This window comes from Desulfolutivibrio sulfodismutans DSM 3696 (assembly GCF_013376455.1).
GTDB classification, from domain to species: Bacteria; Desulfobacterota; Desulfovibrionia; order Desulfovibrionales; family Desulfovibrionaceae; genus Desulfolutivibrio; species Desulfolutivibrio sulfodismutans.
This window is the reverse complement of sequence record NZ_CP045504.1, coordinates 3,912,094-3,934,247: the sequence shown is the minus strand read 5'-3', so window position 1 is coordinate 3,934,247 and position 22,154 is coordinate 3,912,094. Positions and strand designations below refer to the sequence as shown.

The 22,154-nt window shown below is 62.4% G+C and carries 14 protein-coding genes; 5 read left to right on the top strand and 9 right to left on the bottom strand.

Annotation, left to right across the window (positions count from 1 at the left end; translation table 11 throughout):
- Positions 1-92: 92 nt before the first annotated feature.
- Both GD606_RS17945 and dapA read right to left on the bottom strand, forming a co-directional pair.
- Positions 93-1,661 carry an ATP-binding cassette domain-containing protein gene (locus GD606_RS17945; RefSeq protein WP_163303489.1) on the bottom strand — a complete coding sequence of 523 codons (1,569 nt, stop codon included), beginning with the start codon at positions 1,659-1,661 and terminating at the stop codon, positions 93-95.
- Between the two features lie 64 nt (positions 1,662-1,725).
- Positions 1,726-2,604: a 4-hydroxy-tetrahydrodipicolinate synthase gene (dapA, locus tag GD606_RS17940; protein WP_163303490.1), complete on the bottom strand. Its 879-nt coding sequence runs from the start codon at positions 2,602-2,604 to the stop codon at positions 1,726-1,728.
- A 203-nt stretch (positions 2,605-2,807) separates the two neighbouring features.
- Between dapA and GD606_RS17935 the strand changes: the two genes are divergently transcribed.
- Complete coding sequence (locus tag GD606_RS17935; protein WP_163303379.1) at positions 2,808-3,902, top strand: diguanylate cyclase domain-containing protein; 1,095 nt, start codon at positions 2,808-2,810, stop codon at positions 3,900-3,902.
- A gap of 166 nt (positions 3,903-4,068) precedes the next feature.
- Here GD606_RS17935 and GD606_RS17930 read toward each other — a convergent pair whose 3' ends face one another.
- Positions 4,069-8,331, bottom strand: coding sequence for an SMP-30/gluconolactonase/LRE family protein (locus tag GD606_RS17930; RefSeq protein ID WP_163303378.1), 4,263 nt, complete (start codon positions 8,329-8,331; stop codon positions 4,069-4,071).
- Positions 8,332-9,060: 729 nt separating this feature from the next.
- Positions 9,061-11,604, bottom strand: a complete 2,544-nt coding sequence (locus GD606_RS17925) for a 6-bladed beta-propeller (RefSeq protein WP_281362070.1) — start codon at positions 11,602-11,604, stop codon at positions 9,061-9,063.
- On the opposite strand from GD606_RS17925, the gene GD606_RS20810 reads away from it, so the two are divergent.
- Positions 11,587-11,709, top strand: a complete 123-nt coding sequence (locus tag GD606_RS20810) for a hypothetical protein (protein ID WP_281362071.1) — start codon at positions 11,587-11,589, stop codon at positions 11,707-11,709. The genes GD606_RS17925 and GD606_RS20810 overlap by 18 nt on opposite strands.
- Before the next feature lie 727 nt (positions 11,710-12,436).
- Here GD606_RS20810 and GD606_RS17920 read toward each other — a convergent pair.
- The 3 genes from GD606_RS17920 to GD606_RS17910 all read right to left on the bottom strand — a co-directional run bounded on the left by GD606_RS17920 (position 12,437) and on the right by GD606_RS17910 (position 16,636).
- Positions 12,437-15,079, bottom strand: a complete 2,643-nt coding sequence (locus tag GD606_RS17920) for a hypothetical protein (RefSeq protein WP_163303376.1) — start codon at positions 15,077-15,079, stop codon at positions 12,437-12,439.
- Positions 15,080-15,287: 208 nt separating this feature from the next.
- Positions 15,288-15,671, bottom strand: a complete 384-nt coding sequence (locus GD606_RS17915) for a hypothetical protein (protein WP_163303375.1) — start codon at positions 15,669-15,671, stop codon at positions 15,288-15,290.
- Between the two features lie 74 nt (positions 15,672-15,745).
- Positions 15,746-16,636, bottom strand: a complete 891-nt coding sequence (locus tag GD606_RS17910; RefSeq protein ID WP_163303374.1) for a sulfotransferase family protein — start codon at positions 16,634-16,636, stop codon at positions 15,746-15,748.
- A 314-nt stretch (positions 16,637-16,950) separates the two neighbouring features.
- Between GD606_RS17910 and GD606_RS17905 the strand changes: the two genes are divergently transcribed.
- A complete protein-coding gene (locus GD606_RS17905) occupies positions 16,951-17,751 on the top strand; it encodes a TrmB family transcriptional regulator (RefSeq protein ID WP_163303373.1) in 801 nt (266 codons plus the stop codon).
- A 117-nt stretch (positions 17,752-17,868) separates the two neighbouring features.
- The gene (locus tag GD606_RS17900) at positions 17,869-18,369 is read left to right on the top strand and encodes a GNAT family N-acetyltransferase (RefSeq protein ID WP_163303372.1); all 501 of its coding nucleotides are present in this window, start codon (positions 17,869-17,871) and stop codon (positions 18,367-18,369) included.
- Between the two features lie 16 nt (positions 18,370-18,385).
- Here GD606_RS17900 and GD606_RS17895 read toward each other — a convergent pair whose 3' ends face one another.
- Both GD606_RS17895 and GD606_RS17890 read right to left on the bottom strand, forming a co-directional pair.
- Positions 18,386-19,063 carry a histidine phosphatase family protein gene (locus GD606_RS17895; RefSeq protein ID WP_246298871.1) on the bottom strand — a complete coding sequence of 226 codons (678 nt, stop codon included), beginning with the start codon at positions 19,061-19,063 and terminating at the stop codon, positions 18,386-18,388.
- Positions 19,051-20,301: a DVU_1551 family NTP transferase gene (locus GD606_RS17890; protein WP_176629341.1), complete on the bottom strand. Its 1,251-nt coding sequence runs from the start codon at positions 20,299-20,301 to the stop codon at positions 19,051-19,053. The genes GD606_RS17895 and GD606_RS17890 overlap by 13 nt, the downstream gene beginning before the upstream one ends.
- A 621-nt stretch (positions 20,302-20,922) precedes the next feature.
- On the opposite strand from GD606_RS17890, the gene GD606_RS17885 reads away from it, so the two are divergent.
- The gene (locus GD606_RS17885; RefSeq protein ID WP_163302339.1) at positions 20,923-22,035 is read left to right on the top strand and encodes a hypothetical protein; all 1,113 of its coding nucleotides are present in this window, start codon (positions 20,923-20,925) and stop codon (positions 22,033-22,035) included.
- The last annotated feature ends 119 nt before the right edge of the window (positions 22,036-22,154 follow it).

Below are 22,154 nucleotides of genomic sequence, written 5' to 3'. Positions count from 1 at the left end.
ACCGCGAACCTCAACCTATATCCCCATGTACTTTGACCTAAAAAGCCTGGAAAATGGTTCTCCCGGCTAAATTCCATTCTGCCTCTACCCATCTATAGCCTGTTCGATCCCTGTGCTTCGACCCTCGGCGCGGCCGCGATGCTGGCCCGTCCCCGCTCCAGGCGCAGCACCCGGCCGATGCCGGGCAGGATGTCCCGCGCCCGGTGGGTGACCAGGATCACGGCCGCGCCCCGGGCCATGATCCCCTGCACGGCGCAGGCGGCCGTGTCCCGGGCGGCGGCGTCCAGGCTGGAAAACGGCTCGTCCAGGATTAAAAGCTGCGGGGAGTGGACCACGGCCCGGGCCAGAAACGCCAGCCGCCGCTGCCCCGTGGACAGGCTGGCCAGGGGGCGCGCGGCCAGATCGGCCAGGCCGAACCCGGCCAGGGTGGTCCGGACGGCCTGCGCCTGGGCCTGGGACGGCGTGAAAAAAAGCCCCACCCCGGCGAAAAAGCCGCTGGCCGCCACGTCACAGACCGTCGTGTGCGGCGGATAGGCCGATTCCAGGTCGGCGGACACGAACCCCACCCGGGCCTTGATGTCGCGCAGGTCGGTCCCCGCCAGCTCCACCAGTCCCGGACGGCGGATGGCGCCCCCTTCGGCCGGATGGATCTCGCCCAGGATCAGGCGCAAAAGCGTGGTCTTTCCCGCGCCGTTTGGGCCGAGTACGGCCCAGCCCTCCCCGGGCATGACCCGCCAGGTCAGTCCCGTGAGCACCCGCCTCCCGGCCAGAAAAACGTCGGCGTTTTCGATCTCGAAAAGCGGCGGTGCCGCATCGGCCCGGGCTGGCCCAGCTGGCCCGGCAGACGCGGCGGACGCGGCGGACGCGGCCTCGGCCTGCGACCCGTCATCCGCCGTCCCGGAAAAGGGCATGTCCGACAGCAGGCCGCAGGCCACAATGCGCCCCTGCTCAAGAACCACGGCCCTGGTCACGCCGGGCGGAACATCCTCGGGCCGGTGGGCCGTGGCCAAAAGGGCCGTCCCCGAGGCGGCGGCCACGGCCATGGCACCCAGCACCCGGGCCCGGTTGTCCGCGTCCAGGCCGTCCAAAACCTCGTCCAGGATCAGCAGCAGGGGCCACGGGGCCAGGGCCCGGGCCACCAGCGCCGCCCGAAGCCGCCCCTCGGACAGGGCGGCCATGGGGGCCTCTTCCAGTCCCGCCAGCCCCACCTGTCCGATCACCTCCCTGGCCCGGAGGCGTTCGTGCGGCGTCGGCGGCTGGTGCAGCAGGCGGGAGTCGAAAAATCCGGCGCACACGGCGTCGAAAACCGTGACCGTCCCCTCGTGCCCGCGCCAGAAGTCCCAGTCCGGGCGGCTGACCGATCCGAAGCGTTGGCGCAGGCCAAGCGCGGTGGATTGATCGCGGCCGTCGGCCACATAGCGGCGGCGGCCCGCGCCGTCCTGGTCCGGGGGGATGTCGCCGCGCACCAGCCGCAAAAAGGTGGTCTTGCCCGCGCCGTTTCGGCCGAGAACGGCCCAGGCCTGCCCGGGAAACAGGCGAAAGGACACGGCGTCGAGGATGCGGCGGCCGCCGAGGCTGACGCTGGCCCGGTCGAGGGTCGCCAGAGGCGCGGCGGCTAGGTCGGGGGATAAATCCGGAAATGATTTTTTTGGTGTGAGCATGGCGCATGAAAAAGGGGATCCCCCGAAGAGGATCCCCCTGGGGTGTCGTGTTCGGCCGCGCCGCCTAGACGAGCCCGGCGGCGGCCAGGATGGCCCGCAGCTTGTCCTGGTTAGCCGGAAGCATCTCCACCATGGGCAGCCGCGTCTCAAAGCCCAGCCTGCCCATCCAGCCCAGGGCCGTCTTGGCCGGGACGGGGTTGGTCTCCAGGAACATGCCCCGGCACAGGGGGGCCATACGATAATGCAGCTCCCTGGCCTTGGGCAGGTCGCCTGCGAAAAAGGCGTTGCACATCCCGGCCATCATCCCGGGCACGATGTTGGAGACCACGGAAATGACCCCCATGCCGCCCACGGCCAGGGTGGGCAGGACCGTGAAGTCATCTCCCGAGAGCACGGCGAAATCCGGGCCGCAGTATTCGATGATGTCCGAGATCTGGGTCAGGTTGCCCGTGGCCTCCTTGACGCCGACCACCTGGGGCACGCGCTTTTTAATCTTCACCAGGGTCTCGGGCAGCACGTTGACCGAGGTCCGGCTGGGAACGTTGTAGACCACAAAGGGCAACGCCACCTCGGCGGCGATGGCCGCGAAATGCTCCACCAGCCCGTGCTGGGTGGGCTTGTTGTAATAGGGGGTGATGAGCAGCGCGCCGTCGGCCCCGGCATCCTTGGCCTCCCGGGTCAGGTCCACGGCCTCCCGGGTGTTGTTGGAGCCAGCCCCGGCCAGAACCGGGATGCGGCCTTTGACCTGCTCGACACAGATGCGGATGACCCGTTTATGCTCGGCATGGGACAGGGTGGCGGACTCGCCCGTGGTTCCGCAAGGTACAAGTCCGTGAATTCCTTGCTCGATCTGCCATTCGATAAGGGCGCGGTAGCGGTCCTCATCGACTTCGCCGCCGGAAAAAGGCGTCACCAAGGCGGTAAAGGCTCCCCGAAACTCCATGACTGTCCTCCTTGCCGAAAAAAGTGGGTCCGTCCCATTTTCTAGCCCGTTTCCCGGAAAACGGCAAGGCGCGCGGCAGCGGCATTTCCCTCTTTTGCAAATAAGGATCATGGGCTATGGGGTGGTCACTGGTTGTGATCGCAGGGAGAATGAGCCTCCTTCCCCGCCGCCCGCCCCCCTGACCCTCCAAACGGAACCCCGACATGCTTGATCGCGATCTGGCGAGCGACCTCTCCCCTCTTCCCCGCCTCGATCTTCCGGGCCTGCTGACGGCCCTGTCCCCCTATCTGGTTCTGGCCGCCGTGGTCTTGCTCGGTGTGGCCGTGGGCCATCTCCTGCGCACCCGCCGCCGCCTGGAGCGCACCCTGGCCGAGGCCGCCCGGGCCAAGGCCGCCCTGGCCGAGAGCGAGGAACAGTTCCGGACCCTGGCCGAAATGGCCGCCGCCGCCATCTTCGTCTACCGGGACGGCCGGTTTCTCATGGCCAATCCGGCCATGACCGCCATCACCGGCTATTCCCGGGACGAAATCCTGGCCATGACCCAGATGGACATCGTCCACCCCGACCATCGGGTGGCGGTCATGAACCGCGCCCTGGCCAGACAGCGCGGCGAGGACGTTCCCGACCGCTACGAGGTCAAGCTTTTGACCAAAAACGGCGAGACGCGCTGGGTGGACATGTCGGCGGGCAGCATCACCTTCCAGGGACATCCGGCCAGCATCGGCACGGCCTTCGACATCACCGAGCGCAAGAAGGACCAGGAGCGCATCCACTTCATGGCCCAGCACGACACCCTGACCGGCCTGCCCAACCGGGCGCTTTTTGCCGACCGCCTGGAACAGGCCCTGCTCCTGGCCAGACGCGCCGCCACCCGGGTGGCCCTGCTCTTTCTGGATCTGGACGATTTCAAGCCCGTCAACGACACCTTCGGCCATGCCGAGGGGGATCTGCTGCTCAAGGAGACGGCCCGGCGCATGCGCCAGCGGTTGCGGGAGGCGGACACGGTCGGCCGCATCGGCGGGGACGAATTCGTGATCCTGCTTGCGCCGGTGCGCTCGGCCACGGACGCCGCGCAGGTGGCCGAGGAGATTCGCCGGGAGATCGAACGGCCCTTCGACCTGCCGGGCGGCCGCCGCCAGATCTCATGCAGCGTCGGCGTCGCGGTCTTCCCGGAGCACGGGGATGCCGCCATGGACCTGTCCAAACATGCGGACATGGCCATGTATCGGGCCAAATCCCTGGGCCGCAACCGGGTGGAGGTCTACCGGGAGGGGTCCCCTGAAGACGGGGGGGGCTGATCGGGAAACAGGAAGGCGGCCATATTCCCCACGGCAAGGCCGGTGATCCCGGCGACACGCCCCATGGCCGCATACGTCAGCCCCATCCAGCGCACGGCATCCTACAGCATGCACCGGTTGGTGAAGGGCCGCACCTCCGTTTCAAAGGTCAAAGGCTGCACCACCGTTATTCCTGAAACAACAGCAGGATCATCCCCCCGGCCGCCGCAGCCTTGTATTCGAACGAGCCCGTAACCCATGCCCCCTGGTTCCCGGCCGCGTCCAGGGCGCGCACCCGCCAGTACCAGATGCCTGTGCGCGCCAGGGCCTCGATGTCGGCCAGGGTATAGGAGGTTCCGGACACGGTCCGGTGCACCAGCGGCGACGAGAAGTCGGCGGAGTCGCTGACCTCGATCAGGTATTGCGTGGCCCCGGCTACGGCCGTCCAGCGCAGGGTCGGCCGGCGGGTGGTCTGCGTGCCAGGGTTTTGCCCGGGCGGGATGACCGGATCGCCCGGGGCGGTCAGGTCCACGGTCCAACTGGCGCTGGTCGCCGCATCCGTGGACTGCCAGTTGCCCAAGGCGTCGGCCACGACCACGTACAGGGTGTGCGCGCCCTCGGCCAGATCGCTCAGGAGGATCTGCTGCGCCACGGGCCGCGCCGCGCTCCATGCCCCGGCATCCAGCCTGTAGCGGTACTGCGTCACGCCCTGGCCGCCCACGGTGACGACGGCGGCGGTGGTGTTGACCTCGCCCACGGGGACCCCGGTCAGTTCCGCCGTGGGGGCCGTGACGTCGATGGTCCAGGAGGCGGTGGCGGCCGAGGATTCGGCCTGCCAGTTCCCGGCCGCATCCCTGCCCACGACCTCCAGGGTATGGCTGCCTTCCGCAAGGCCCGTCCGGGTGATCGGCGTGGCCACGGGAACCGCCTCGGCGCTCCAGGCCTCGGCGTCGAAGCGGAACTTGTACTGTGTCACGCCCTCACCGCCCACCGTGACCGACACGTCCCGCGTGGCCACCGTGCCTTCCGGCGCGCCGGTCAGCACGGCCACGGGCGATTGCAGGTCCACGGTCCAGGTGGCGGTGGTCGGCGTCTCCTGCACGTTGCCCGCTGCATCGCGCCCCTTGACCGAGAGCGAATGCGCGCCCTGCGTGGCAAATTCCAGGCTGATGGACGGATGTTCGGCCACGGTCAGGAACGCCCCGTAGCCCCCGGAGTCGAACAGGTACTGGTAGGCGACCACGCCCTCGCCGCTTATGCTGACGACGGCCGAGGTCTGGTTGGTCGGATCGGAGGGCACGTTGCCCAGCATGACCTGCGGCGAATCGGTGTCCACCACCCAGGAGACCTTGGTCGATATGGACTCGGGCTGCCAGTTGCCGGCCTCGTCGCGGCCCAAGACCCAGACCGAATGGCCACCGTCGGGCAGGTTTTCGAGGACGATGGGCGTGGCCACGGGGGTCTGGGCCGAATAGGTCTCGCCGCTGTCAAGGCTGTACTTATAGTGGGTCACGCCGTCCCCGGCCACGGTCAGGGTCGCGGCGTCGTTGTTCGTGGGAGAAGACGGCACGCCGGTGACCGTGGCGATGGGCGAAAGGGTGTCCACGGTCCAGGAAACGGTGGTCGGGCCGGACTCGGACTGCCAGTTCCCGGCGGTGTCGCGGCCGATGACGAACACGTGGTGGGTCCCGTCCGAGAGGCCGCTCTCAACCACATGGGTGGCCACAGGGGTTTCCGCGCCATATTCGCCGCTGTCCAGACGATACCGGTAGGCGACCACGCCCTCGCCGCCGACGATGATATCGATGGCCGTGGCCGAGGTCGGATCATCCGGAGTCTGGCCCACCGTGGCCAGGGGGGACTGGGTGTCCACCACGAAGGCCAGGGTCGTGGCCGAGGCGGTGGCCTGCCAGTTCCCGGCCGCGTCCTGGCCGATGATGGAAAGCGTGTGGCTTCCGTCGGTGAGGTTTGACAGGTTGATGGCTGTGCCTACCGGAGTGGACGAGCCGTAGCCTGATCCGTCCAGATCGTAGCGGTAATGGGTCGAGTCCTCGCCGGATACGAGGTTGACGGTCAGGGCGGTCTGGTTGGTTGGGGTCGGCGGGGCGGCGGTCACGTGGATGACCGGCGGCGTGGTGTCCACCGTCCAGACGATGGGGGTGTAGGTGGTCTGCCAGTTCCCGGCCGCGTCCTGGACCTGGATCCACAGGACGTGCTGTCCCTCGCCAAGGCCCGCAAGCGTCAGGTGCGTGCCCACACCGTAGGGGCCGCTCCAGGTCTGGCCGCCGTCCAGGGAATAGCGATACTGTGTAATCCCCGCGCCGCCGATGGTGATGTCCGTGCCGGTGGCGTTGGTGCTCTCCCCGGGCTGGCCGGTGATCTGGCCCTCGCCATCGCCTGGGGCCGTGGTGTCGATGGTCCAGGTGTAGGTGGTGGGGGAGTCCGTTGCCTGCCAGTTGCCCCACGTGTCGCCTCCCACAAGCTCCAGGGTGTGGCTCCCCTCGGCCAGGGTCAGCGCGAGGGGCGTGGCCACGGGGGTGATGGCGCTCCAGGCCCCGCCGTTGAGGCGGTAGCGGTATTGGGTGACGACCGTGTCGTCCACGCTCAGGGAATAGCTGGTCTGGTTCGTCGCGGCAGGCGGCGGGGATTCGAGCGTTGCCGCCAAGGCCGCTGGAGTCCCTTTCTGGATGCGGTTGTTCGCGCTTTCCGCCACATAGACGTTGCCGGAGGCGTCGAAGGCGATGCCGACTGGAGAGCTGAACTGCCCGTTTGCTGACCCGTTGCTCCCCCATTTGGCTTGGAACACGCCGCTTGAGGAAAATTTCTGGATACGATGGTTACTGGTGTCCGCCACATAGACGTTTCCGGAGGCGTCGACGGTGATGCCAAATGGATAGAAGAACTGCCCGTCTGTTGATCCGAAGCTTCCCCATTTGGCTTGGAACACGCCGCTTGAGGAGAATTTCTGGATGCGGTTGTTGTCTCTATCCGCCACATAGACGTTTCCGGAGGCGTCGACGGCGATGCCAAATGGCTGGATGAACTGTCCGTCTGCTGTCCCGCCGACCCCCCATTTGGATTGGAATACGCCGTCTGAGGAGAATTTCTGGATGCGGTTGTTAGAGGTATCCGCCACATAGACGTTCCCGGAGGTATCGACGGTGATGCCACGTGGATAGGCGTACTGCCCGTCTGCTGACCCGTAGCTCCCCCATGTGGCAATAAACGCGCCGCTTGAAGAAAATATCTGAATGCGATGGTTATAGGTATCCGCGACATAAACGTTTCCGGAGGCGTCCACGGCGATGCCATATGGATCTTTGAACTGCCCGTCTGCTGATCCGTAGCTCCCCCATTTATTCAAGAACGTGCCGTCGGAAGAATATTTCTGGATGCGGAAGTTACGGGTATCCGCCACATAGACGTTCCCGGAGGCATCGACGGCATTGCCATACGGATACTGGAACTGCCCGTCTGCTGACCCTTGGCTCCCCCAGTTGGTGATGAACGCCCCGTCTGAGGAGAATTTCTGGATGCGGTGATTCTGGCTGTCCGCCACATAGACGTTCCCGGAGGCGTCGACAGTGATGCCATTTGGATAGGAAAATTGTCCGTCTGCTGACCCTTCGCTCCCCCATTTGGCCTGGAAAACGCCGTCTGAGGAGAATTTTTGGGTGCGGTGGTTAGAGGTATCCGCCACATAGACGTTCCCGGAGGCGTCGACGGTGATGCCATCTGGATACCTGAACTGCCCGTCTGCTGACCCTTGGCTCCCCCATTTGGTGATGAACGCCCCGTCTGAGGAGAATTTCTGGATGCGGTGATTATTCCCTTCCGCCACATAGACGTTGCTGGAGGCATCGACGGTGATGTCTTGTGGGAGGTTCAACTGCCCATCTGCTGACCCTTGGCTCCCCCATTTGGTTTGGAACACGCCGTCGGAGGAGAATTTTTGGATGCGGTGGTTGGTGAAATCAGCGACATAGACGTTTCCTGAGGCGTCAACAGCAACCCCTCGTGGAGAAGAGAACTGCCCGTCTGCTGACCCTTCGCTCCCCCATTTGGTAATGAACGCGCCGCTTGATGAGAATTTTTGGATGCGGTGGTTGTCTCTATCCGCCACATAGATGTTGCCGGAGGCGTCGACGGTGATGCCAAATGGAGACTGGAACTGACCGTCTGCTGACCCGTGGCTCCCCCATTGGACTTGGAGTGCGCCGCTTGAGGAGAATTTCTGGATGCGGTGGTTATTGGTATCCGCCACATAGACGTTGCCGGAGGCGTCGGCGGCGACGCTATGGGGATTATTGAAACTCGCATACGTGAACTGCGCCGAATCCGGCGGGGCGAAACGGCTGAACTGGAAGGTGTCGGCGGCCAACGCCGCCACCGGCAGCATAAGCCCAAGCAGAACGACAAAAAGGCGCGAGACGGCGACACCGTGACGCATGGCGGGCTCCTTGGAGAATGTGACCAGGGCGGCACAAACGGCGGCCCGGGGGACACCCCCCTCCCGGCAGGAACGAAGGGGTTGTCGAAAGCCTGCGGCGATTCTGAACGGCAATATATACTGAGAAAAAATTATCGAACACAGCGCCTCGATGCAAGCAATTTCTTTGCAGCACAAATCACTTGCATCGCATCCAAGAACAATTGCTTGCCTTCTCTCGCCATCACGCTCGATAAAGCGACACTTTTTGCGGAGTATTAAAGAAATGTTACAATTCATGCATATTTCAATATTTCCAATAATTTATACAAACACAGCAGCATAAATGACTGCGCGATTATTCCACATGAATTCCAGTCACCCTGCGTTTGAAATACAACCATCAATGCATATCGAGATACAGCGACAAAAGAACACCACTGAACGACTGTGCGACATACGTCATATCGGAACCAGACAATTTGATTGAACGACGCGGAGGCCCAACGGAATGCCACCACGCCATGCCGACAGCCATCCCCTGGCCCGCTGCAACTTTCCAAAGAGGATGCACATGTTCCTTTTGCATGCCGCTCCAACCCCAAGCACCTCCCATACCGTCATGGGAAGAAGCTTCTCCAGCCGCAGCCCAAACGCCCCTGCAGGTTGCGCGACCACAAAAAAAGACCCCGGACTGCTCCAGGGCCTTTTTTTGTGTTTGGCCTTTCGGTTATACACGCGCCGTCTGAGCTATTCCTGAAGCAACAGCAGGATCATCCCTCCGGCTGCCGCAGCCTTGTATTCGAACGAACCCGTGACCCAGCTCCCCTGGTTCCCGGCCGCGTCCAGGGCGCGCACCCGCCAATACCAGACGCCGGTGCGCACCAGGGCCTCGATGTCGGCCAGGGTATAGGAGGTTCCGGACACCACGCGGCTGACGAGCGGCGACGAGAAGTCGGCGGAGTCGCTGACCTCGATCAGGTATTGCGTGGCCCCGGTCGCGGCCGTCCAGCGCAGGGTCGGCCGGGCGGTGGTCTGGGTGCCGGGATTGTCGCCCGGCGGGATGACCGGATCGCCCGGGGCGGTCAGGTCCACGGTCCAACTGGCGCTGGTCGCCGCATCCGTGGACTGCCAGTTGCCCAGGGCGTCGGCCACGACCACGTACAGGGTGTGCGCGCCCTCGGCCAGATCGCTCAGGAGGATCTGCTGCGCCACGGGCCGCGCCGCGCTCCAGGATCCGGCATCCAGCCTGTAGCGGTACTCCGTCATGCCCTCGCCGCCCACGGTGATGACGGCGGCGGTGGTGTTGACGCTGCCCACGGGGATCCCGGTCAGTTCCGCCGTGGGGGCCGTGGCGTCGATGGTCCAGGTATACGTGGTGGCCGAGTCCGTTCCCTGCCAGTTGCCCCATGTGTCACCGCCCACAAGCTCCAGGGTGTGGCTGCCGTCGCCCAGGGTCAGCGCGATGGGCGTGGCCACGGGAGTGATGGCGTTCCAGACCCCGCTGTCGAGGCGGTAGCGATATTGCACGACCCCCGTCCCGCCGACCGTCAGGGAATAGCCGGTCTGGGTCGTGGCGGCAGGCGGCGGAGATTCGAGCGTCGCAGCCAGAGGGACCAGCAGCCCCTTTTGGATGCGGTGGTTTTCGGTATCCGCCACATAGATGTTTCCTGCAGCGTCGACGGTGACTCCCCGGGGGTGAAAAAATTGCCCGTCACCTGATCCAGAACTTCCCCACTTGGCCAGGAACACTCCGCTGGAGGAGAACTTCTGGATGCGCTGGTTATTGGAATCCGCGACATAGACGTTTCCGGAGGCGTCGACCGTGATGCCTTGGGGTACATTGAATTGCCCGTCGCCGGAGCCAGAACTTCCCCACCGGGCCTGGATGTCGCCGTCGGAGGAGTACTTCAGGATGCGGTGGTTACCGGAATCCGCCACATAGATATTTCCGGAGGCGTCGATCGTGATGCCCTGGGGTTGGCCAGAACTTCCCCACTTGGTCAGAAAGGTGCCGCTGGAGGAGAACTTCTGGATGCGTTGGTTAGCGGTATCCGCAACATAGACGTTTCCAGCGGCGTCGACCGTGATGCCTTGGGGTATGTTGAATTGTCCGTCGCCGGAGCCAGAACTTCCCCATTTTGTCAGAAAGGCCCCGCTGGAGGAGAATTTTTGGATGCGGTAGTTACCGAAATCCGCGACATAGACGTTTCCGGAGGCGTCGGTCGTGACGCCAGGAGGGTAGGAGAACTGCCCGTCACCTGAGCCAAAACTTCCCCACGTGGCCAGGCAGGCACCGTCAGAAGCGAATTTTTGGATACGGTGGTTATCCTTGTCCGCCACATAGATGTTTCCGGATGCGTCTACGGTGACTCCTGCAGGATAGATGAATTGCCCGAGGCCTGATCCAGAACTACCCCACTTGTCCTGGAAGGTGCCGTCGAAAGAAAATTTCTGAATGCGGTGATTACTATTATCCGCGACATAGACGTTTCCGGAGGCGTCGACCGTGATGCCGTGGGGACTCTTGAATTGTCCATCGTCTGATCCAGAACTTCCCCATGTGGCTTGAAAGGTGCCGTCGGAGGAAAATTTCTGAATACGGTGATTACTCTGATCTGCGACAAAGAGGTTTCCGGAGGCGTCGACCGTAATGCCGTGTGGACTCTTGAATTGTCCGTCTCCTGAGCCAGTACTTCCCCACATGGCCAAGAAGGCCCCGCTGGAGGAGAATTTTTGGATGCGGCTGTTGTTGGTATCCACCACATAGACGTTTCCTGAGGTATCGACCGTGATGCCGCGAGGATATACGAACTGCCCTTCTCCTGACCCATTGCTTCCCCATGTGGTCTGGAAGGTGCCGTCGGAAGAAAATTTCTGGATGCGGTGATTAAAGAAATCCGCCACATAGACATTTCCGGAGGCGTCTATAGCGACGCCATGGGGAAAAATGAACTGCCCGTCGCCTGAGCCATGGTTTCCAAACGTGGTCACGAACATCCCGCTGGAGGAAAATTTTTGGATGCGGCTGTTATTGGTATCCGCGACATAGACATTTCCGGCGGCGTCAACAGCGACACCACCGGGATAGGCGAACTGCCCGTCATTTGAGCCAGAACTTCCCCACGTGGTCAGGAACTCGCCGCTGGATGAGAATTTCTGGATGCGATGGTTAAAGGTATCCGCCACATAGACATTTCCGGAGGCGTCAACAGCAACACCACTGGGAGAACTGAGACTTGCATACGTGAACTGCGCCGAATCTGTTGGAACAAAATGACTGAACTGGAAGATGTCGGCGGCAAATGCCGCCGTCGGCAGGACAACCCCAAGCAGGAGGGCAAGAAGGCGCAAGAAGGCTATCCCGTGACGCATGGCGTGGCTCCTTGGGAAATGTAGACCGGGGCGTCGGTATCGACGCCCCGGTCACAAAACCTCCTGGCGCGGACGGAGGGGTGCTGTGAAAAATCTGCAATGATATCGGCAGAAAGTATAATTTTCTTAATCATTACCGAATACACGGACGCACGACAAGCACTTTCTTTGCGTTCGTCGCAAGCATGCATATAAATACGAAAAATATCAAAGTATTTTTCTATTTCATACGTATCCACAAAACAATCTCGATGGTCGCAGACCGAAAGCGAGCGGCGCACACTACTGAAAACCATTCTGCCATCCACCGACACGACACTGTCGCACCATGAATGATGTATTACCACATTCCATGTCAAAGCAGGGTCCATATATCATGAAATAGCGTCGTATATCCGCCAATCCAGACACAGACGGATTCCCTCAAAACACGCCATGCCATTTGTACCCCAAACCACTCTATCATATTTCTCTGATATATTAGGCAGTCTATTATCTCTTGCACATGCACATATAGACACTATTCAGGTCTGCATCAGACCCGTCCAGTTTGACGCGCCACGCATCTTCGGCCTTGACTTCAGATCCTCCTCAACGAAAAAGGCCCCGGACTGCTCCAGGGCCTTGTTTTTATGCTTAGCCTTTCGGTTATAGACGCGGCGGTCGCGATGCGCCGCAGCAGGCGGCGGCTTTTTTTGCGCAGCTTCACCGCCTTGTGCGGGATGACGATCGTTTCCCGCCGCCGCATGCGCTATTCCTGAAGCAACAGCAGGATCATCCCTCCGGCTGCCGCAGCCTTGTATTCGAACGAACCCGTGACCCAGCTCCCCTGGTTCCCGGCCGCGTCCAGGGCGCGCACCCGCCAATACCAGACGCCGGTGCGCACCAGGGCCTCGATGTCGGCCAGGGTATAGGAGGTTCCGGACACCACGCGGCTGACGAGCGGCGACGAGAAGTCGGCGGAGTCGCTGACCTCGATCAGGTATTGCGTGGCCCCGGTCGCGGCCGTCCAGCGCAGGGTCGGCCGGGCGGTGGTCTGGGTGCCGGGATTGTCGCCCGGCGGGATGACCGGATCGCCCGGGGCGGTCAGGTCCACGGTCCACGTGGCGCTGGTCGGCGCATCCGTCGATTGCCAGTTGCCCAGGGCGTCGGCCGCGACCACGGAGAGGGTGTGCGCGCCCTCGGCCATATCGCTCAGAATGATCTGCCGCTCCACGGACCACGACGGAGTCCAGAATCCGGCCCCCAGGCGATAGCGATACCACACCGCGCCCTGGCCGCCCACGGTGACGACGGCGGCGGTGGTGTTGACGCTGCCCACGGGAACCCCGGTCAGTTCCGCCGTGGGGGCCGTGACGTCGATGGTCCAGGTGTAGGTGGTGGGCGAATCCGTTGCCTGCCAGTTGCCCCATGTATCCCCGCCCACAAGCTCCAGGGTGTGGCTCCCCTCGGCCAGGGTCAGCGCGAGGGGCGTGGCCACGGGGACGGCGGCGTTCCAGGCCCCGCCGTCGAGGCGGTAGCGGTATTGCACAACACCAGTCCCGCCGACTGTCAGGGAATAGCCGGTCTGGGTCGTGGCGGCAGGCGGCGGAGATTCGAGCTGCGCCGCCATGGCGACGGGCGTCCCCTTCTGGATGCGGTTGCCGCCGTCGGACACAAAGAGGTTTCCCCCGGCGTCCACGGCCACGCCGACAGGCGCGTTGAATTTCCCGTCGCCGGTCCCTGCGCTGCCCCATTTGGCTGCAAAGACCCCGGCGGAGGTGAACTTCTGCACCCGGGAGTTGCTGTTGTCCGTCACGAAGACGTTGCCGGAGGCGTCCACGGCCACCCCGGTCGGGTACGCAAACTGCCCGTCGCCCGTGCCGCTTGTCCCCCATTTTGCGGCGAAAACGCCGTCCGCCGTGAATTTCTGGATGCGATGGTTGTAGGTGTCCGCGACGTAGACGACGCCGCCCGGGCCGACGGCCACGCCGGAGGGCCTGTTGAACTGCCCGTTCCCGGCGCCGCTTGTCCCCCACTTGGCCGCAAAGGTTCCGTCGGAAGCAAATTTCTGGATGCGGTTGTTGCTTTTATCGGCCACATAGACGTTCCCGCCGCTGTCCACGGCCAGATCCTCGGGAAAAGAGAACTGGCTGTCGCCCGTGCCGTTCGACCCCCATTTGGCCGCAAAGCCGCCGGTCGAGTCGAATTTCTGGATGCGATGGTTGTAGGTGTCCGCGACGTAGATGTTGCCCGCGGCGTCGACGGCCACCCCGCACGGTCTGGAGAACTGTCCGTTGCCCGATCCGGAAAAGCCGAACAAAAGCGAGGTCTCGCCATCGGCATTGTACTTCTGGATGCGGTTGTTGCCCCATTCGGCGACGAAGACGTTCCCGGAGGCGTCCATGGCCAGGTGCTGCGGCATGTTCAACTGGCCGCTGGCGTTTCCGACGGAGCCGAGCTTCATCAGGAAATTTCCCGCCGCGGAATATTTCACGATCCGGTTGTTGAGCGTGTCGGCGACGAGAATGTCGCCCGAGGCGGCCACGGCGACTCCGGTCGGATATTCGAGCTGGCCGTCGCCTACGCCATAGCCGCCCCAATTCCCCAAAACGTCGCCTTCGGAGGTGAATACCTGAACGCGGCTGTTGTTGTAATCCGCCGCATAAACGTGACCCTGCGTGTCGACGGCCACCCCATGGACCACATTGAACTGCCCGATTCCGGAACCCGCCTCCCCCCAAATCGTGATGCAGAAGCCCTCCGGCGAGAGCTCCTGGATGCGGTTGTTCCCCGAATCCGCGACATAGATGTTTCCCGAGGCGTCCACGGCCACGCCGCGCGGATCCGAAAACTCCCCGTCCCCCGATCCGGGCAAGCCCCATGCGGCCGCAAAGGTTCCGTTCGGGGCGAATTTCTGGATGCGGTTATTGCCGGTGTCCGCCACATAGACGTTTCCGGACCCGTCCACGGCCACGCCGCGCGGGGACGCGAACTGGCCGTCTCCATTCCCCAGGCCGCCCCATTTGGCCGTAAGAACCCCGTTTGACGAGAATTTCTGGATGCGGTTATTGCCGGTGTCCGCCACATAGACGTTCCCGGCCCCGTCCACGGCGATGCCGGCCGGCCCGGAAAACTGTCCGTCCCCGGTCCCGCTTGTCCCCCATTCGGCGAGCAGGACGCCTGCCGCTGAGTACTTTCGGACCCGGTCGTTGCCGGTGTCCGCCACATAGATGTTGCCTGCGGCGTCGCCCGCGACCCCGCTTGGCATATTCAGATCCGTATAGGCGAACTGCCCCGTATCCTGCGGCGCGAAACGGCTGAACTGGAAGGATTCGGCGGCCGGGGAGGCGACAGGCAGGAGAAGACACACGACAAGGACTGACAGACAGGAAAAGGCATTCCCTTTACGCATGAGGGCCTCCAACAGGGGGAGATGATCCCGGCGGCATGTGCGGCAGGGTCCGCCTGGGCCTCGGAGTACGAGCGGCCGAATGGCCGTGTGCATATTCTACAGAAGGCATCGGCTTCCCGCAATATTTTTTAATTGCCGCATCATGAATTTGATACCGCCTCAGACACGAACAGATGCGTCATACCTGTCGCGCAATCGATGACATCCATCAACACTTACAGCGATATTCTAGGTCAAAATAATGATGCGTACGGCAGGCAGCAAGCGCCACGACGACTTTATTGCACCGCATCATGACGAATTTCCCATCCCCACCGCTCGACCCGCCATTACACCATTTGCGACCTCTTCTCCCGTCACCTTTCGACAGCCCTGCGCATCTGTCGACACCGTCGGAAAGGCAATCCCTTGTGCAGGTCCGCCGTCGCCCCTGGCGCACCAAGAAAAAGGCCCCGGACTGCTCCAGGGCCTTTTTTTTGTGTTTGGCCTTTCGGTTATAGACGCGGCGGTCGCGATGCGCCACCGCTGGCGGCGGCTTTTTCTTGCGCAGCTTCACCGCCTGGTGCGGGATGATGATCTTCTCCATGGTCATGGCCGTTTCTCCTTACCGCGCGGCAGGCGCGATCCGCTGCATATCCGGTAGGCGACCCGCTGTAAACGGCCGTCCTATTCCGGGCCGCCGTTTTCTTTGGGAGGCCGGTCAGGAAACAGGAAGGCGTCCTTGGGATTTTCAATGTCCCCGGTTCCGACCGCCCCGGTCTTTTGGGCAATGAGCGAGCAGACCTTGGCGTATCTGGCGTTGACGGCCCGAAACCGCCGCACCCGGGCCGCAAAGCCCGGTCCTTTTTCCGCCGTCCGGGCCGCAAACAGGTCGCAGGCAAAGGCGTACAGTTCCATATCCGCCGCGTTTTTCTCCAGGGCCAGGTGGACGTCCGCCTCGCTTATGTCCTCCTTGACCCCCTTGGCCAACACGTTGCGCCGCTCGTAAGAGACGTTTTGCAGGCCCAGAACGTCCCCGATCAAAAGCAGGCTCTCGTCAAAACGCTCCTTGAGGCCGAAGCAGCAAAACACCGTCTCCAGATGCCGCTTGGCCGTGTCCAGGGCCTGGCGCGGAAAGCCGTCCAGATCGAAATCACACCCGGACACAAGCCGGGTCATGGGATTTTTGCCGCGATACTTCAATTCCCGGCGCATACTGGTCACGTAATCCTGGAAAGTGACGGCGTTGTCGTTTAAAAACCGGTACAGCGCGGTCTCCGGCCAGGTTTTCAGGAAGACGTATTCGGAGACCAGCCGCTCCACGGGATGGCGTAGGAAGGTGAACACCCGCACCGGCCGGGAATACATCATCGGCGGATCGTAATTGTGCAGCAGGGTGTGGCCCTGAATCAGGCGGATGCCCTCCAGGGCCGTGGCGTCGCAGCCCTCCAAACGCATAAAGTCGCTGTCCCGGTACAGGGACAGCATCTCACCTGGCCGAAAATTGCCCCGCAGGATGTCGTTGACCGTCGTCCCGGCGGTGCGCGGCAGATGCAAAAAGAAAAAAGGCTCGGCCATGAGGCGTCTTTCCTCCGAAGGGACGGACGAGCCCGGTCAGGCGTGAACGTCCGGGACATGCCCGGGCTTCCCGGCCACGCAGGCCGGGCGTCACCGCGTTGTCGGCCGTACCATCCGGGGAGATTTCCAGCAAATCCCGTTCCAACCCAAGCAGGCCTCCAGCCCGCGCCCTCCGAGGCCGGGCCGGGCGGCGCACAAGGTTTCCAGGGCGGCATTTCGACTGCAAACCCCGCCGCGACGGCTGGGCCGCCAAATCGACGCTTGACACCACCATCCAGTGGTGACACTATGCCGCCACAACAAGGTGGTGACACATGCCCGACCCTGCGTCCCTGGCCCTTTTAGGGCTGACCTCCTACGAGGCCCAGGCCTACCTGGCCCTTCTGGGCCGCCCCCGACTCTCCCCGGCCGAGGTGGCGGCCCTGGCCAAGATTCCCAGGCAGCGGGTCTACGACGTGCTGGAGTCGCTTACGGCCAAGGGCCTGTGCCTGATCCGGGAGGACTCGCCCAAAAGCTACGCGGCCCTGGAGCCGGGGCAGGCCTTGGAGATGCTCGGCCAGGAGCGGCTCACGGAGCTTGAGCGGGAGCGGGCCCGGACCCGGGCCGCCGTGACGGCGCTTACCGAGGAACTGGGACCGATTTTTTTGGCCGGAAAAGGCCAAAACGACCCCCTGGCCTATGTAGAGGTGCTGGCCGGGGCGGCCCGCATCGGCCACAGGGCGTTGCTGCTGGCCGGGGCGGCCAGGGCGCGGGTGAACTCCTGCGTGCGGCGGCCGCTGATCTTAAGCCCCGATCAGAACACGGCCTTCATGGAGGTTCCCCTGGCCCGGGGGCTTTGCTACCGGGCGCTGTACGAGGAGGCCGCCCTGGACGACCCCCTGCTGCGGGGGTGGATCGACGATCTCTCGGGCCGGGGCCTTGTGGTGCGCCTGATCCGCGAGTTGCCGCTCAAGATGCAGGCCTTCGACGACGAAGTGGTGCTCGTGTCCATGCAGGATCCCACGGCGGGCGAACCGGGGTTCACCGCCGTCGTCATCCGCAACCGGGGCATGGTGGCCATGATGAACCTGGCTTTCGAGCATCTGTGGGAGTCCGCCCGGCCCTATGTCGGCTAACTCGCGTCCGTGAAAAGCGCACAAGGCTTTCTGCGGACAAAAACGTGAACGCATGAGCATGGATAAAAAACCGTATTTTCCAGGGGACGCGCCACGAGACGTTATCGGGAGGAAGCAATGGATTCGACGCGAAAGGTGGAATTGCGCGAGGGCTACGAGCCCGGGGCGGTGGGCCGCATCGTGGAGTTGCACGGCCGGTATTATGCCGGGGAATGGGGCTCGGGCGCGCCGTTTGAGCTGTTGATCGCCCGAGAGGTGGGCGAATTTCTGGAAGGCTACGACGTAGCCCACGACCTGCTGGTCACCGCCCATCTGGGCGAGGCCATGATCGGCTCCCTGGCCATGGTCGGCCGCACGGCCCGCCCAGGCTGGGCCCAGATGCGCTTCGTCATCGTGGACCCGGCCTGCCATCGCCGGGGAGCGGGCAAGGCCATGCTGCGCCGGGGGCTTTCCTGGAGCCGGGAACACGGTTTTGCCGGAATTTTTTTGTGGACCGTGGACAACCTGCCCGCATCGCGGGCCATGTACGAGAAAGCCGGGTTCCGGGTGGCGGAATGCTGTCCCGACGACCGCTACACCCTGCCCCGGGACTGCCTGCGCATGGAACTTGTCCTGTGACCGATCCCTACGGGGCTCAGACCGGGCCGAACGCCGATTCGGGCCGGATGTTCACGGCCGCCACGCCCGGGCCGCCGTCCGTAAATTCCAGCAGGTTGAGGCAGCCGTAGTCCTGGCCCAGACGGAAGAGATTTCCCAGGGGCATGTCCAACAGCCCGCACAACAGCGTACGGTTGACCCCGCCGTGGGCCACGGCCAGCACCTCGGCCCAGCCTCCGTCCCGGTCGCCCAAGGCCGCATCCGCCCCCCCGGCCTCCCGAACCTGGCCAGCCTCGGAAATGAGGGCCTCCAGGGCCGCCCCGGCCCGGGCCTGCACGTCGGCGAAGCTCTCGCCCCCGCTCGGACGGAACCCGGCCAGATCCGCCCCCCTGGCCTCGTAATGTCCGGGAAACCGTTCCCGCACCCCGGCCACGGTCAGCCCCTCCCAGTCCCCGAGCGCGATCTCGCGCAGCCGGGGTTCCCGGCGCAAGAAAATGTCGCGGCCCGCAAGCATGATCCGGGCCGTCTCCAGGCAGCGGGAGAGGTCCGAGGCCACGGCCAGGGCAAAGGGAATCCGGGCCAAGGCCGAGGCCCAATACCCGGCCTGCCGCCGTCCGGCCTCCGACAGGGCGATGTCCGACTGGCCCACGAACCGGCGCGGGGAAACCTGGGGCAACTCCCCGTGCCGGAAAAGCCACACCCTTACCCGGCGCACGCCCCGCCCGCCTCGCCCGCCCCCACGACCATCCCGGCCAGGGACAGGATGGCCGCCGCATCCATGCCCGCCTCGCGCTCCACCCGGGCCAACACGCCCCGGGCCCGCTGGCGGCGGCCGCGTATGGCCGTCTGGGCGGCGGCGTCGCCCTCGAACATGTCCAGCTTCTCCCGGAACCTGGCCTCCAGGCCTACAAAGCGGTCGCAACGCACCAGCTTGTCCGCCAGATAGACGATCTCTTTTTCAGTCAAGGGGTCGGTCTCGCCAAGGTTGGTATCCCGGTGGCAGGCCACGATGTCCGCCAGGATCGGGAACCCCAGCCGCAGAAGCTCCCGGCCTCCCTCGGCCTCGTGCTGCGGTCGGCCCTTGGCCAGGTCGTGCAAAAGGGCCGCCGACTCCACCAGCCGCACGTCGAGTCCGGCCCCCAGGCGGTTCAGGGCCCGGGCCAGGGCCACCGCCGCCCGGGCCACGGCCTCGGCATGGGCGCGGCCGCGCGGCGGCACGCCGAAATAGGAGGTGAGCATGATCCGGGCCTCGTCGGGGCCTGGCACATCCAGGCGGGCCAAAAGTCCCAGGGCCTTGAAATAGGCCGCGTCGTCGTCCATGTCGAAATGGATCTGGGCGCAGGCCACCTCCACATCCTCGCCGTCCAGGGCGGTAAGCGCCCCGCAAAGCCCGCCGTCCCCGTCCCAGGCCAGCACCTCGGGGATCATCGCGGCCCGCAGAAGCGGCGGATGCCCCCTGCGCCCGCCGTATGTGGGGAAAAGGACCGGCGCGGGGGAGCTGGCGAAGCGGTCCGTAAGCCGCATATGCACATGAGAGCGGACCAGGGGAATGTCCACGGGATGGACGAACACGCCCTGCGCGTCGCCGGACACGGCGGCCAGCCCGGCGCACACCGAGGAAAACATGCCGCGTAAAAAATCGGGGTTGTGCACGGCGCGGGCTCCCAGCCGCACGGCCTCGGCCCCGACCTCGGCAGCCCGGTGCCCGGTGACCACGATGATCTCGCGAATCTTTGCCTGACGGCAGGCCCGCACCACCCGTCCCAGGGTGGAGGCGTCTCCCAGGGGCAAAAGGGGCTTGAAGGCCGGAAGCCGGGAAGACAGCCCGGCGGCGGGAATGACGGCGGCGAAACAGTGCTTCATGCTCTCTCCATGTACCCGTGACGTGCTCATGTTGTGCAGGTACGGTCTGTCCTCGGAGGTTGCGGCCGGGATGTCAAGTCCGGTGGTCATCCGGCGTCCTCTCTTTGCTCCCGACATGCGGAAATACGCTTCATATTTCATGGCAGATTCTTTTGCTGGCCGGGGCGGCGCCATGTGCCGACGCCGGTGGCTGGTTGTTGCACTGTCTCCCCGACAACTCTCTACGATTTCCAAGCCATTACGCAGGCTGGCGACGATATTTCGTGGCATTTACCAAATATTAAAATCCGTTTGCTCTGGGTACAGCTTTTCCGGTATCACGCTTGTGCCCGTAAAAACGAGCCCTCTCGGAAAATACCGAATCTGTATATTTTTACGCCTCAGATTCTATTTCCCGGAGACACAGGCAACATCCTTGCAAGTATACTCCGGGAAAGATATAGACGGGGCAGATTTCCCAGCCATTGGGTTCTTGAAGAACGTGCTTGCTTTCTTGAGCTGCCGAGTATCCGTAGACTTCGGCGAAACCTTGAAAAACAGGGAGCGGCTCGAGACAGGTATGACAGCGAAAACAAACACAACTGCGACATGAACGCTTTCCGTCCAAAACCAGAGTAAAGATACTAGATTTTAAACGATAACAACCGACACCTATTTGTATATTTAAAAAAACACAGCATCATATCTCTATTTCACACCAAGGAGCACACTATGAAACGCTATTTCCGTCAAACAACATTAAATTTTTGCTTATTAACATGGATTACATTAATATTTTGCAATGCCGATTCGGCCATTGCCGGACGCCCAGACGTGGGAAGATATTTTTGGGAACAGACATCGTACACCATTGACGGAAATGAACCCATATCGAAGCAGCTTATAAACAATCTGAGCTACAAAATACATGTTTATGGACATTTCATGGATGGCACTTATATTGAAAATGCGCCATACAGCTTTGTAAAATTCAACAACGGGAAAGGCGAGAAGCAGGACTCTGAAATCCAACTTATCTCCCTTGGGAAACTCTCTGACGATGGGAAAACAGGTGGGGCATTCCTTTTATCCGCCTTTGACGGTGCAAACCATGGCGAAGAACATTTGTGTGTCATCACGCACGATCAAGATGCATACCACGTCAATCAGGTATTATTGTCTTCGCGTGGGATTCATTTAAAATCCATTAAAATCGCCAACGAGACCATTATCCTTGATGTAATGTTCAGAGGCCCAAAAGATCCTGCCTGTTGCCCTTCACAAAAAGGATCCCTTGAATTGCAAATGCGCAACGGTGAACTGGTTGAAATTGTTCGGGACAAGTCAGGGAAGGCTGCAAAAATCCTCGACATTGCACATGCAAAAAGCGACGGCAGTCCAACCAATAACAGTACCCCCCTCCTCAATCAGACACCAACCAACAAAAATGTTCCAATAAAAGTCGCCATCGTTGACATTTCCCATATACTTGAAAGCTCGACTAAATTCGCTGCGATGGTTGATATCGACATGGTCAGATCCCGTAACAGCAGGAATTCTGGCTCATCAAGGAAAATGACATCGAAACTCGCAGAATTCATCGGTGCATCCCTTGGAGAGTTTTCACAAAAATACAGCTACACCATCGTTATCGACCAGGAAAGATTCAATAGCTATCTCGCAGGAAGATCCAGCTTGTCAGCAAACGATTTCTTGTACTACATCGATATTGCAGCAAATCCCTTTCTCAGTTTGGCGAATGGACCGAACGGAAGGAGCTATGTGCAGGAGCTTCAACCTGTAAACATCAACAACGCCATCGTAGACTACATAGACAAGCGATAATCCGACATTCATTACATGCTCGAAATTGCATTACACTTCCATACAAAGGGAATGTTTGGGAGGCAGGTTCCATCCTCACGTTCCTGCCGCCCTTCGGAAAAAAACTTAAGCAACACGTC

Bases quoted from the DNA above. Each gene is read 5' to 3' on its own strand.
- GD606_RS17945 (WP_163303489.1), bottom strand. From the start codon at position 1,661: ATGCTCACACCAAAAAAATCATTTCCGGATTTATCCCCCGACCTAGCC.
- dapA (WP_163303490.1), bottom strand. From the start codon at position 2,604: ATGGAGTTTCGGGGAGCCTTTACCGCCTTGGTGACGCCTTTTTCCGGC.
- GD606_RS17935 (WP_163303379.1), top strand. From the start codon at position 2,808: ATGCTTGATCGCGATCTGGCGAGCGACCTCTCCCCTCTTCCCCGCCTC.
- GD606_RS17930 (WP_163303378.1), bottom strand. From the start codon at position 8,331: ATGCGTCACGGTGTCGCCGTCTCGCGCCTTTTTGTCGTTCTGCTTGGG.
- GD606_RS20810 (WP_281362071.1), top strand. From the start codon at position 11,587: ATGACTGAACTGGAAGATGTCGGCGGCAAATGCCGCCGTCGGCAGGAC.
- GD606_RS17920 (WP_163303376.1), bottom strand. From the start codon at position 15,079: ATGCGTAAAGGGAATGCCTTTTCCTGTCTGTCAGTCCTTGTCGTGTGT.
- GD606_RS17915 (WP_163303375.1), bottom strand. From the start codon at position 15,671: ATGACCATGGAGAAGATCATCATCCCGCACCAGGCGGTGAAGCTGCGC.
- GD606_RS17910 (WP_163303374.1), bottom strand. From the start codon at position 16,636: ATGGCCGAGCCTTTTTTCTTTTTGCATCTGCCGCGCACCGCCGGGACG.
- GD606_RS17905 (WP_163303373.1), top strand. From the start codon at position 16,951: ATGCCCGACCCTGCGTCCCTGGCCCTTTTAGGGCTGACCTCCTACGAG.
- GD606_RS17900 (WP_163303372.1), top strand. From the start codon at position 17,869: ATGGATTCGACGCGAAAGGTGGAATTGCGCGAGGGCTACGAGCCCGGG.
- GD606_RS17890 (WP_176629341.1), bottom strand. From the start codon at position 20,301: ATGACCACCGGACTTGACATCCCGGCCGCAACCTCCGAGGACAGACCG.
- GD606_RS17885 (WP_163302339.1), top strand. From the start codon at position 20,923: ATGAAACGCTATTTCCGTCAAACAACATTAAATTTTTGCTTATTAACA.